The organism is Marinospirillum sp. (assembly GCF_035271045.1).
Classification (GTDB): Bacteria; Pseudomonadota; Gammaproteobacteria; order Pseudomonadales; family Halomonadaceae; genus Marinospirillum.
On record NZ_DATESC010000030.1, the window covers coordinates 54,521 to 67,414 of the forward strand.

The following is a 12,894-nucleotide window of genomic DNA, read 5'->3' on the forward strand; positions in this document are numbered from 1 at the left end:
AACTTAGCCCTTAAACCATAAAGCTGCGAATCTTACCAAGAATAGTCATTGGTTACAGTAAAAATACTTAGTTAGCAACCATAGCAGAAGCTTGTTCCAGATCAACACTTACCAATCTGGAGACACCCGGTTCTTGCATTGTCACCCCCATAAGCTGTTCAGCACTTTCCATGGCTTGTTTGTTATGCGTAATATAAATAAATTGAATGCGTTCCGACATTTCTTTGACTAAACGCGCATAACGCCCAACGTTGGCATCATCTAGCGGTGCATCCACTTCATCTAGCATACAAAAAGGTGCTGGATTCAATTCAAAAATTGAAAAAACCAAGGCTAAAGCAGTTAATGCTTTTTCGCCACCAGAAAGCAGATGAATGGTGGCATTTTTTTTACCTGGGGGCCGCGCCATTATAGCAACACCTGTCTCAAGAAGGTTATCACCAGTTAACTGTAACCAAGCACTACCACCACCAAAAATTCGCGGAAAAAGTGCTTGTAATCCTTGATTTACCTGCTCAAACGTTTCTTTAAAGCGCAAACGGGTTTCTTTATCAATACGACGAATAGCCCCGTCTAAAGTATTTAAAGCATCTTCTAACTCAGCATTTTGCTCATCTAGGTAGTTTTTACGCGCCGCCTGCTGGTCATACTCTTCAATAGCGGCGAGGTTAATCGCGCCTAAACGACGAATTTTAGCTTGAATATCATCCAAATCAGCTTGCCAGCGTGATTCAAGCGCATCGTCTGGTAGCTGTTCTATCACTTCAAACAAGGTCATTTGTAACTCACCCAGCTGACCTAAATGGCTGTCGCGCTTCGCCATAAAGCTTTGCTGTTTAAGGCGCTGTTCTTCTAACAAACTTCTTAGCCTGTCTAATTCTTTATCGTGCAAGCCGCGCTGCTGCTCTAACTCGCGCTGTTCTTGCTGCGCTAGCTGTTGCACTTGGCGCAAGGCTTGTACTTGCTGCTCTTGGTGCTGGTGTTCTTCTAACAAAGTATCTAATTGCTCACTTTGCTCATCACCGGGTTCGCAAGCTGCTTCTAGCGCCAATAACAAATCTTGGTATTTATCTTCTTGAACTTGGCGCTGTTCTGCTAGACGCTGCAACGCTTGGCGACCGGCTTGTTCTTTGGTCATTAACTGCTGCTGGCGTAACTTAGCGTTTTGCAATGCTTGTTGACGCAGGCGCAACTGTTGTCGACCCGTTTCACGCTCTTGACGTAGATTATCGCGTTCCTGCTGTTGGTCTTGGCGTTGTTCAAGATTAGCTTCAACTTGCAGCAGCGCCACTTGCCAAACTTCTTTATCCTGCTGCAAATAATCTTGCAGATTTAACGTTTCTTCAGCTAACTGAGCCAGCTCTTCTTGTAACTGGGCGCTACGCTGCTGATTATGCTGGCGCTTGGTTGCTAAAATAGCTTGCTTGCTGCTTAATTCTGCCAATTGTGCTTGCAGCGGCCTGGCTTCTATTTGTAACTGTTGCAGGGTTTGTTCACACTTTTCTAAGGCTTCAAGGCAAACGGTTTCTTGTAACTGCCATTCGTCCAAGACTGTTTCTAATAAAGCTTGTTGTTCTTCTAGTTGCCGAATTGCTTGTTGTCTGGCTAGCATTCCAGTGTTTTGGGCAGTAGCTGCTTGCAATAATAAACCATCAGCAAAAACTTGTTCGCCTTGTGCGGTTATTAAACTTTGCGACTGAGCAGCACTTGTTAACAAAGTTTTTTGTAGACTTAGTGCTTCTTCTAGGCTGGCAGTGGTTTGTATTAAAGCCAATTGTTGAGCAAGGCTGGTTGGCAGTTGTTTTGGGTTTTTAATTTTAGTTAGCAGGCTGATTACTGAGGAACTGACTGTGGATAAATTGCTGTCAGAAGCATCAATGTTTTGCTGGTAAACCAATAAGTTACCCACGGGTAAACTGGCTAAACGCTGCGATAAATTTTCATCTAACGGCACTTGGCTTAACAGGGCTGACAAAGTGCTGTGTAAAGCCGTTTCAACGGCTTTTTCCCAACCAGCTTCTACTTGTAGCACTTCGCCTAAACGTGCCCAACTATTTAAACCTTGCGCTTTCAACCAAGCCTCTAATTCAGCGTCTTGTCCTTCTAATTCAGCTTGTTGCAAAGCCTGTAAAGCCGCTAAACGTCCTTGCTGCTGTTGCAGTTGGGTGGCTTGTTGGTTAATTTTTTGGCGTAATTGCTTTTGTTCTTCTTGGCGCTCAAAGCGTTGTTCACGCTGCTCTTTTTCCGTGATTTCTATTTGCAGCAAGCGTTCATTAATGGCTGCTTGTTCAAGGCTAAGCGTTTCTAATTGCACTTCTTCTTGGTTTAAATCCGTAAGGCTTAGCTGCTGTTCTTTAAGGCGATCTTTACGTTCGGCTAAGTTTTTTAGGCTACGTTCGTGCTGCTGAATACTTGCTTGGGCTAAAGCCGCTTCACGCTGATTTTTTTCAGCATCCGTCACAAAACGATCCCAAACTTGTTCTAACACGTTAAGCTTTTCTTCTAAGCTATCAAGACTTTCTTGCTGTATGGCTTCTAATTCTGTCAGTTCTTCAACCAAAGGTTCTGTTTCAGCTAGTTCTTCTTGCAAAGCAGCAAGGTGTTCTTTATCTAGCTGTTCATCATCTTGGGCTTTACGCTGCTGCTGGATTAGCTGTTCTAGCTCAACTTGCAACTGCCTTTCGCGCTGTTTTCTATGCTGTAAGCCTTGCTCTAAACGTGCAATTTGCAAACTCGTTTCAGTTAGATTTTTTTGGGCACTAGCTAACGTATCGCTGGCTTGTGCTTGGCGTTCACGGCTGGCTTCTAATTGGGCTTCGCCTTGGCGTAAGCTAGCTAAACAGGCTTCTTGCTGCAACTCTAATTCAGCCAACTGCTTCAAAATACTGGCTAATTGGTGATCGATTTCACGCCAACGTAATACCGCCAGTTCAGACTTAAACCGCCTTTCATTGATTTTTAACGCTTGATAACGCCTTGCTGCTTCGGCTTGTCTGCTTAGGCGTTCTAACTGTTTACCCAGTTCTTCACGAATATCGCTAAGGCGCGCTAAGTTTTCGTGGGTGCGTTTAATGCGGCTTTCGGTTTCTTTACGGCGTTCTTTGTATTTAGAAATACCCGCTGCTTCTTCAAGGTAAACGCGCAGCTCTTCAGGCCGTGCTTCTATTAAACGAGAAATCATACCTTGTTCAATAATGGCGTAACTACGCGCACCTAAACCCGTACCTAGAAATAAATCTGTAATATCACGGCGACGGCATTTAGTGCCATTTAAAAGGTAGGAAGATACTGCTTCACGGGTAACGACTCGCTTAACACAAATTTCAGCATAGTCGGCATAAAGACCACCCATTTTCCCTGCGCTATTATCAAACAGCAGCTCAATCGAAGCCTGACCAACGGGCTTACGATGACGTGAACCGTTAAAAATAACGTCAGTCATTGATTCGCCGCGTAAATACTTAGCCGATGATTCGCCCATTACCCAGCGAACAGCGTCGATAACATTGGATTTGCCGCAACCATTAGGCCCAACAATCGCCGTCATATTACTTTTAAAACTCACCGTGGTGGGGTCTACAAAAGATTTGAACCCTGCCAACTTGATGGACTTTAGGCGCATAAGTAGTAAGTACCTAAGTGGTTATTTGCTTACAACTGTTGATTAATTTCAAGCTCAACACGCTGCTGGCCGTCCACTTTCAATACTTGTGTTTGTCCCTGCCAATCACCTTCTTGTGCTTGTGGCGTGCCACCAATCGCAATACGCGCTTGAATCACCACCTGTTCAACCGAAGATAAATTATTTTGTGGCATCATCGCTTGCTGGTCGCTAAGTATGATGGTTTTAGGCAATTCACTGACTTTAAGACGTACGGCAGCTAAAGGCGCACCTGCACCGCCTACTGGCTGGGCAAATACAAAAACTGTCGCATTGGTATTGGCTAACAAACTGGCAGCATTACTCAATGAAATAGTCACTGCAAACTGTGGCCCACCCACGGCGAGCGGTGGCATACCTAAGCGTTGGCGTACATCAGCAATGCCATCACGCAACGATTTATCCGCCTCAACCCCACCAGCACGCGGTAAAGCCGCTTCCCAATAATTACGCGCCCCGTCCCAATCCTGCTGCTGATAAGCCGCCATACCCAGCAAACTTAGCGTTGCAGGGTCTTTGGCATCTAACGCTAAAGCTTTATCAATCAAGGTTTGCACACGTTTGGTTAAACGATTATTGTCGGCAAAATACAAAGCTTGTGCCTGCTGTGCTAATAACATTGCAGAAGCACCTTGAATTCTTATAATTTCACCAATCGAATCCGCACCTTTTTCTAGTTCGCCTAAATCCAAATAAACCCGCGCCAGCAAAGAATGTCCTTGAACGTCATTAGGGTTAGCTTTAACCGTGTCTTCTAATTTGCGTAACAAACTACCAAAATCTTTTTTGCCTTCTTCAATCAATGCTTGCTGTGCATACCAAGCTTCTAAGCCTAAACGTCCACCAATTTGCTCATAAGTCAGCACAGCCCCACTCAACACCGCACCCACCACCACAACTAAGGCCGTATTTTTTAAGAGCGAACTGGGTGTATGCCAAGGTTTTTTTTGACGAATCGCAGCATCATCTAACAGCAGGTCTTCAATCTCAGCCCGCATTTGCGACACAGCATCTGCCTCAACACGCCCCGCTTCTAAATCCAAATCCAACTGACTTATTTTTTGACGATACAAGGTAATGTTCGCTAGCTGACGTGCATTCTGCTGCGCTAAAAGATTCTCTGTCAGCTTTTCCCGGCGTAACAGCGGTAAAACTAAAAATGCAGCAGCCAAAACCGCCAATAAAAATAAACCAATCCACAAGGCCGTCATGAAGATTCCTTCTCTAGTTCAAGAATTTGCTGAATACGGGCTTGCCTTTCTGATGCAGACAAGGTTATTGCTGGTTTAGCTGAACTGCGGCTACGCACCAGAAAAAATGCCAATAACAAACCCAGCACCACTAAAGCTGGTGGCAAATACCAAAGCAGCCAAGTGTCTTTACGCATGGGTGGCTCGTATAAAACGTAATCACCAAAACGACTCACCATAAAGTCATAAATTTGCGAATCAGTTTTACCTTCTTCTAATAAGCGATAAAGCTCTTGGCGCATATCATAGGCACTGGGCGAATTAGAATCGGCAATACTTTGATTCTCGCACTTAGGGCAGCGCAATTTACCACCCACATCCTTGTAACGTGCCTGATAACTGTCATCAGTAAAATCGTATAACTCAATGGCGGCATAACTGCTGGACGCAAACAACACCAGCAGCACAAACATGAATAAACTTAGCGTTCTATAAAAAATTAGCGCTTTGCTTGCCATTTACGCACCTCCGGCATAATCACCTCATCCACCAACTGGGGCGTAATCACCCCAGCCAAGTGATAGCGCACTATGCCATCACGGTCGAATAAAAAGGTTTCTGGCGCACCGTACACCCCTAAATTGAATGCCAGTTCACGCAAACCATCTTCTTCAAACAACACCACACTATAAGGGTTGCCAAGTTGGGCAAGGTACCGAAAAGCCTTGCTGCGTTCATCTTTATAATTCAAACCCACAATAGGCACACCCATTTGTGCCATGCGTACAATTTCGTTGTGCTCGTCATAACAACTGGGGCACCAGCTGCCCCAAACATTAAGAATAAACACGTCACCCAATAAGTTTTCGTGGGTAATTTGCTGCAAAGGGTCATGCAAGTTAGGCAAACTAAACTCAGGCATGGGTTTACCCAGCAACGCAGATTCTCTGGCCGAAGGGTTCATACTTAAACCTTTGTAAAGAAATACACCCACCAACACAAAAGCAATCAGCGGTAAAAATAATAAAAAACGCTTCATTTACGACTCCACCGAATTGATAGCAGAAGGAGGCGTAGTAGCAGCGTTCATAGCCGTGAGTTGTTCTTGCGCTTTTTTGCTGGAATAACGGCGATCGGTAATTGCTAGCACACCACCCAAAGCAGCAATCAACGCACCCAACCACAACCAGCGCACAAAGGGCTTGTAATGCACACGCATTGCCCAAGCATCCGCGCTTAATTCCTCACCCATTGCCACATAAATATCTTTTAAAAAACCCCACTCAATGGCAACTTGGGTCATTGGCATACCACGCACTGTGTACAAGCGTTTTTCAGGCATTAAGGTATTGATTAACTTACCGCTAGGGTTGCGTACTTCAACCACCGCACGGTCAGCTATGTAGTTAGCACCTTCACGGTGAATCAGTTTTTTCAAGGTAAACTCATAGCCTTTAACCACCACTGGCTGGTCAATTTGCATCCGTAAATCACGTTCCTCACCGTAGTTAGAAACCATTGTCACGCCCAACACAATTAACGCCGCACCTATGTGCCCAAAAAACATACCTAAGCGGCTACGGCTAATGCCCTTCCAACCCTGTTTGGTTTGTGAAGCTTCCCACAAATCCCTAAAGCTGGTGGTAAAAATCCACAGCACCAGCGTCAAGCCCAGCGCCACATACAAATGCCATTCACCATCATAAACCCAAGGCAACACCACAAAACCCAGCACTAAAGTTACTGCTGCTGCCAGCCAGATTTTTTTCTTGAGTTTCTGCCAACGCATTTGCTTCCAATCAGACAAGGGCCCTAAGCCCATAAATACACCCAACAGCAGCATCAAAGGCACAAACAACGCATTAAAATACGGCGGGCCCACCGAAATTTTGCCCGAACCTAAAGCATCCAAAATCAGTGGATACAAAGTCCCCAACAACACCATCAGCGCCGCAATCACCAACACCAAATTATTCGCCAACAGCAGCACATCTTTAGACAGCAGTGAATAACTGACCCGTGCCTTTAAATTAGGCACACGAATCGCATACACCAACAGCGACACACCCACCGTTACCGCCAATAAAATCAGTAAGAAAAAACCACGCTCAGGGTCATTGGCAAAAGCGTGTACCGAATTCAACACGCCAGAGCGCACTAAAAAGAAACCCACCAAGCTAAGCGAAAAAGTAAAAATAGCCAGCAGCAGCGTCCAGCTTTTAAACACCCCGCGCTTTTCGGTAATTGCCAGTGAATGCATTAAAGCCGTACCCGTTAACCAAGGCATCAACGAAGCATTTTCTACAGGGTCCCAAAACCACCAACCACCCCAACCTAACTCGTAATAAGCCCACCAAGAACCCAGCGCAATGCCTACCGTCAAAAATGCCCAAGCACTGGTAGTCCAAGGACGACTCCAACGTGCCCAAGCCGAATCTAACTGCCCCGACCAAAGCGCTGCTAAAGCAAATGCAAAAGTTACCGCAAACCCCACATAACCCATATACAACAACGGCGGATGAAAAATTAATCCAGGGTCTTGCAGCAGCGGATTTAAGTCGGCCCCATCCATCGGAATATTCGGTAATAAACGATTAAACGGATTAGACGTAAAAATAACAAACAACAGCATCCCGACACTAACAAAGCCCAACACCGACAACACCCGCGCCAATACCTCAACCGGCAAACCACGACTAAGAGAAACCGCAAACGTCCAACCAGCCAAAATCAGCAACCACAAGAGTAAAGAACCCTCGTGTGCGCCCCATACCGCGCTTAGCTTATAAAACCAAGGCAAAGCCGAGTTAGAGTTAGCAGCGGTGTAAGCAAGGCTAAAATCATCCAATAAAAAACTAAGACTTAGCAAAATAAAGCTAATCAACAACAAGGTAAACTGTGCCCAAGCCGCAGGTTGTGCATAAGCCAACCACAAGGGTTGACGCGTAAAGCTACCAATAAGAGGTAAGAAAGCCTGCACACAAGCCATAGCCAAGGCCAGAATCAGTGCAAACTGACCAAATTCTGGTAAAAAAAGAACGTCCATCAAAAGCATCCTGATTAGTTAGCGAGCAATCTTAATTATTTATGGTTTTAATTATTTATAGTTGTAGAAGAACTGGCGCGAATAAAAGGCGCACCTTCAGGCATTTTACCCGCCATTTTTAAGGCATCAGCCACTTCAGGCGGCATATAATTTTCATCGTGACGCGCTAAAACTTGGCTAGCCATAAACTCACCTTCAGCATTCAAATGCCCAACCGCCACCACGCCCTGCCCCTCACGAAACAAGTCAGGCAAAATTTTCTCGTAGTTAATCCAAATTTCTTGATCGTAATCTGTCACCGCAAAACGCACTTTCAAACTTTGGGTATCGCGCTGCATACTCCCTTCAACAACCATGCCACCTGCACGAATCTCTACACCTTGAGGTGCTTCGCCAGCAACAATCTGTGTAGGTGCATAAAACAAGTTAATATTTGAACTAAGCGCATAAAGCGTTAAACCTATAGCTAATGAAAGCCCACCAACCATTAAACCAATCAAAAATAGCTTTTGCTTACGTTTAGGTGTCATATCTTAATGTCTCTCTCAGAATTAGTGGCTTCACGCGCAAATTGGCGAGCCAGCTGTTTGCGGGTGCTTTTTAGTTTCAGCCAAGGCAATAAAATACTGGCTGCCATTAACACCAAACTAATGGCATAACAGCTCCACACATAAAGCCCATGCCCCCCCATGTTGAAGAACTCAGACAAGCTATCAAAATACATAGTTCATTTATCCTTGAGTAATTCACGAACCCAGCCCGATTTAGCTTCGCGGCGCAGCACTTCTGACCTAGCCCGCAACAGCACCGACCAACCCAATAAGGCATAAAAACCCAGCACCATAAATAACAGAGGCAGGTACATAGACGCAGGCATAGAAGGTTTTTCAGTTAATTTAATACTGGCTGGCTGATGCAAGGTATACCACCAATCCACCGAGTATTTAATAATAGGAATATTGATAACACCAACAATGGCAAGTAGCGCACAAGCTTTAGCTGCCACTTCTTGCGGGCTAAGTGCTTCACGCAGCGCAATAACCCCCAAATAAAGAAAAAATAAAATCAGCATCGAGGTTAAACGGGCATCCCACATCCACCAAGTACCCCACGTTGGCATCCCCCAAATAGCGCCGGTGACTAAGGAAATAAACGTCATCACCGCACCAATTGGCGCTAAGGCTTGTGCCACCACATCGGCCATTTTTATTTTCCAGACCAGCATCACCACGCCAGCCGCTGCCATCATCATGTATACCGACTGGGCTAAAAACGCAGCGGGAACGTGTACATACATAATCCGAAAACTATTGCCCTGCTGGTAATCCATTGGCGCATAAGCCAAACCCATCACCAAACCTACTGCCAAAAAAAGCACACTGCTAACAGCAAACCAAGGCAGCCATTTACCAGTAATTTGGTAAAACCACTTGGGAGATCCTAAACGGTGATACAGTGTTTTTAGCCAGTTCCACACGATCAACTACCTGTCTTAAAAGTTATTCACCAGAAACAGCAATGCGTAACGCTGCTGCAATTGCCCACGGCGCTAAAACTAAGGCCAACAAAGCCAAAGCGCCCAACAAAGCTAAATGTGCGGTTGCATCATGCCCACCCACTGCTGCCTGCATCGCACCCGTTCCAAAAATCAGGACTGGCATATAAAAAGGCAACACTAGCAAAGTCATTAATACACCCGATTTGCCTACACCCGTGGTGAGTGCAGCACCAATTGCGCCCACCAAACTAAGCGTTAAACTGCCCAACAACAATGACAGCATTAATACGCCTTGCGCCTGCCAAGGTAAATACAGCATCACCCCTAACAGCGGCGCTAACAAAACTAACGGTACACAACTTAATAACCAATGCACCAACACTTTAGCCAAGCTTAAAGGTGCAGCAGGATAACCGCAGACCAATAACTGCTCAAGCGAACCATCTTGTAAATCAGGACGAAACAACGCATCTAACGACATTAATACCGCTAATAATGCAGCTACCCACAACACGCCCGGTGCAACAGGTGCTAGAACTTCTTCTGTTGGCGAAACACCTAAAGGAAACAGCACCACCACCAACGCAAAGAACACCAAAGGATTGAGTAAATCCCCCTTACGTCGTACCTGTAATTGCCACTCGCGTTTACAACCCGCACTAAAGACAGTAAACAAGTTGAGTGGGTTCATTTTTTTTGGTACTAAGCGACAAAAAGCCACAGGGGTTTTATTGGATACACTCATGGCTGGCTACCCGAAAGCTTTGCACCTAAAGAAAGCACTTTTAGGTTAGGTAGATTTTCTAACGCATGGTGACTGGTAAGAATAACCGCACCACCCGCTTGGCAATGTTCAAGTAACAAATTTTCTATTGCTGCAACTGCTGCTTTATCTAATGCTGTAAAAGGCTCGTCTAATAACCACACAAGGCGCTGGGTAAATAGCAATCTTGCCAAGGCAACGCGGCGTTTTTGACCGGCTGAAAGCTGATGGCAAGGGTGGTCTTCATAACCGGCTAAACCCACTTGGTACAAAGCTTGTTCTAGCAACGCTTCGTCTTGAACACCTTCTAACGCCGCAAACCAATGTAGGTTTTCTAAAGGGCTTAGTTCAGCTTTAATACCAGCCAAATGCCCAATAAACAGCATTGATTGGTAAAAATCTTCGCGGCAAGTATTAAGGCTTTGCCCTTGCCAAGTTAATTCACCTTCGCTGAAAGGCAACAAACCCGCTAATAAGCGCATTAAGCTAGTTTTACCTGCCCCGTTAGGGCCTTCTAACTGCAAAAGATCGCCAGCGTATAATTCAAAACTTAAATCACTAAATAGCAACCGCTCATCGCGCTCACAAGCAAGCTTAGAAGCTGATAATAAAGCAGCCGTAGTTTTTTTAGCCGTTGTTGTCATCAAAGCAAGCCAACCTTAAAAGATAAAACCATAAAAGATAGCGCAGTAAAAAGAGAGAAGCTTACAAAAATACGGTATAAATAGGGCGCTTACTTTACTATGATCCCGCTTAAACCGCTACCCAGCCCTAATTAACAAAGGCATTTCAGGAGAGAAACGATGCAAGGACTACCACCAGCACCTTCATCGGTGAATGAAACCAGCAGCCTTGCTAGAACGCAAAGCACAACGTTTATTGCAAGCACTGAAGGTGGTCGCCCAGCGCTTGCTTCAGGACAAACCAGTAACGCCCAAGTGCTGACGAGTGAATCCCTGCCACAAGGCAAAGGTCATCGTATTCAAGTGCAATTAAGTAGCGGTGAGCGGGTGAATCTAATGGCTGAAAAAGCTTTACCTGAAGGGCAACAGATACAATTAACAGGACGTTCTGAAGGCGTGGTTGAAGTAAAGGTTTTATCACCAGCCGCCCTACAGCAAGCCGCTAACACGGCGCTCAGTCAGCTTCCCATCATTAAAGTAACACTACCATCTGGACAAACACCGCCAATACCCGCAGGGCAAGCCAGCCGTGCTGAAGTATTAGCCAGTCAACCCGCAGCCAATGGGCAAGGTTACAATTTACGCCTTCAATTAAGTTCAGGGCAGCAGGTTAATTTAACATCCAATACCCCGTTACCAGTGGCAAGCCAAGTTCACCTAAGCCACAGCAGCAAGGGTGATTTAGAAGTACGCATTCCTAATCGTGAAGTGCAACAACTATTAGACCAAATAAAAATACCGCTGACTGCTGTACCTAGCCTAGTCAGCAAACCAGTAACAACAACAGCTAACAGCCTACAAACGATGCTAGCCAGTGCCAGTGCTCAGTTGCGCCACGCTTTACCTCGGCAAGCACCTTTAGCCCAAGCCATGCAACAACTCACTAAGTTGGTCAGTCAGCTAACACCGCTTAATAGCTCGACTGCAACTGCAGCGACGACAACAACGCCAACCGCAGCGGTTAACACAACAGCGACAGCAGCAGTCAATACTAGCGATAAGCTTTTAATCACTGTCACTGAAAAATTATCAGCAATACTTAACTTAGTGCCCCAAAGCAATCAAACACCTTCAGCCACTAGCCTACAACAGCTGATTCCTTTTAGTGGTTTATTACTAGAAGCCAACCTTTTGCGCGGTGTACAAACGAATCCGGCTGGCGGTGATCTAAAGCTATTATTACAACAAGCTAGCAGTCTTTTACGTGAAGGTTTAGCCAATCCAAGTAATGCAGCGCCTAAACAGCAGCTATTACAGCAACTGGCCCAGCAAGTGCAAAGTGCTCAATCACGCATTCAAGTGCTGCAACAAAGTAGCCTACAATCTACACAAGCGGCACATGACCGTGGGCAACCTGCTCAAATTATACAAATGGACTTACCCTATTCCGTCAGAGGCGACTGGTTTCAAGCACAATTAGAAATACGCCATTGGATAGAAGAAAAAGAAGCTGAAGCAGCGTTAGAAGATATGGAAAGAAAAACGCGCAGCTGGGACGTTCAATTAAGCTTTACCCTAGAAAAATGGGGTAAAATTCATACATTACTACGCCTTAAAGGTGAACAACTAAAAGCTGATATCTGGGTAGAAACTGACACTTCATTTACGCCCATTAAAAATCAAGCCGAAATTTTAGCCGCACGTTTAAGGCGATTAGGAGCCGATTTAGAAGAAGTTGCTTGCCATTTAGGTACACCGCCGCCCATAGCAAGGGCAAGTCATCACCAGCAAATTATTGATACACAGGCTTAATATGCGCCTTGATAAAAACAACTTCACCCGCCCTAAACGTGCCGTTGCTTTGCAATACGACGGCTTAGGCGCACCACGCTTAACAGCAAAAGGTTGCGCTGAAACCGCAGAAAGAATTATGGCAATAGCCGCTGAAAATGGTATTCCTGTGTATGAAGACCCTGAATTAGCAGCCGCTTTAGCACATTTAGATTTAGGCGATGAAATACCTGAACTGCTGTATTTAGCAATTGCTGAGGTCTTAGCTTTTGTTTATGATTTGGATACGCTGCGTAGCAAAACCGGCAAGCTGTAAACGCAT

General features: G+C 45.3%; 12 protein-coding genes. 2 read left to right on the plus strand and 10 right to left on the minus strand.

Features of this window, described 5'->3' with window-relative positions:
* Positions 1-67: 67 nt before the first annotated feature.
* From smc to ccmA, 10 genes are read right to left on the minus strand one after another with little or no spacing between them, the layout of a single operon-like run.
* Entirely contained in the window at positions 68-3,622 is a 3,555-nt protein-coding gene (gene smc / locus VJY63_RS10880) for a chromosome segregation protein SMC (RefSeq protein WP_324050788.1), read from the minus strand.
* Between the two features lie 29 nt (positions 3,623-3,651).
* Positions 3,652-4,872 (minus strand): c-type cytochrome biogenesis protein CcmI, encoded by a 1,221-nt coding sequence (gene ccmI / locus VJY63_RS10885; RefSeq protein WP_324050790.1) that lies wholly within the window; start codon positions 4,870-4,872, stop codon positions 3,652-3,654.
* Positions 4,869-5,369 (minus strand): cytochrome c-type biogenesis protein, encoded by a 501-nt coding sequence (locus tag VJY63_RS10890; RefSeq protein WP_324050792.1) that lies wholly within the window; start codon positions 5,367-5,369, stop codon positions 4,869-4,871. Before VJY63_RS10890 ends, ccmI begins: the two co-directional genes overlap by 4 nt.
* Positions 5,351-5,890, minus strand: a complete 540-nt coding sequence (locus tag VJY63_RS10895) for a DsbE family thiol:disulfide interchange protein (protein WP_324050794.1) — start codon at positions 5,888-5,890, stop codon at positions 5,351-5,353. The genes VJY63_RS10890 and VJY63_RS10895 overlap by 19 nt, the downstream gene beginning before the upstream one ends.
* Positions 5,891-7,897: a heme lyase CcmF/NrfE family subunit gene (locus tag VJY63_RS10900; RefSeq protein WP_324050796.1), complete on the minus strand. Its 2,007-nt coding sequence runs from the start codon at positions 7,895-7,897 to the stop codon at positions 5,891-5,893.
* Positions 7,898-7,944: 47 nt separating this feature from the next.
* Complete coding sequence (gene ccmE / locus VJY63_RS10905; protein ID WP_324050798.1) at positions 7,945-8,427, minus strand: cytochrome c maturation protein CcmE; 483 nt, start codon at positions 8,425-8,427, stop codon at positions 7,945-7,947.
* Positions 8,424-8,621 carry a heme exporter protein CcmD gene (ccmD, locus tag VJY63_RS10910; protein WP_324050800.1) on the minus strand — a complete coding sequence of 66 codons (198 nt, stop codon included), beginning with the start codon at positions 8,619-8,621 and terminating at the stop codon, positions 8,424-8,426. Before ccmD ends, ccmE begins: the two co-directional genes overlap by 4 nt.
* 3 nt (positions 8,622-8,624) lie before the next feature.
* A complete protein-coding gene (locus VJY63_RS10915) occupies positions 8,625-9,374 on the minus strand; it encodes a heme ABC transporter permease (RefSeq protein ID WP_324050802.1) in 750 nt (249 codons plus the stop codon).
* Positions 9,375-9,396: 22 nt separating this feature from the next.
* A complete protein-coding gene (gene ccmB / locus VJY63_RS10920) occupies positions 9,397-10,086 on the minus strand; it encodes a heme exporter protein CcmB (protein ID WP_324051030.1) in 690 nt (229 codons plus the stop codon).
* Positions 10,087-10,136: 50 nt separating this feature from the next.
* Positions 10,137-10,802, minus strand: coding sequence for a cytochrome c biogenesis heme-transporting ATPase CcmA (gene ccmA, locus VJY63_RS10925; protein ID WP_324051031.1), 666 nt, complete (start codon positions 10,800-10,802; stop codon positions 10,137-10,139).
* Positions 10,803-10,961: 159 nt separating this feature from the next.
* On the opposite strand from ccmA, the gene VJY63_RS10930 reads away from it, so the two are divergent.
* Both VJY63_RS10930 and VJY63_RS10935 read left to right on the plus strand, forming a co-directional pair.
* The gene (locus tag VJY63_RS10930; RefSeq protein ID WP_324050803.1) at positions 10,962-12,593 is read left to right on the plus strand and encodes a flagellar hook-length control protein FliK; all 1,632 of its coding nucleotides are present in this window, start codon (positions 10,962-10,964) and stop codon (positions 12,591-12,593) included.
* 1 nt (position 12,594) lies between these two features.
* Positions 12,595-12,888: an EscU/YscU/HrcU family type III secretion system export apparatus switch protein gene (locus VJY63_RS10935; RefSeq protein ID WP_324050805.1), complete on the plus strand. Its 294-nt coding sequence runs from the start codon at positions 12,595-12,597 to the stop codon at positions 12,886-12,888.
* Positions 12,889-12,894: the final 6 nt, after the last annotated feature.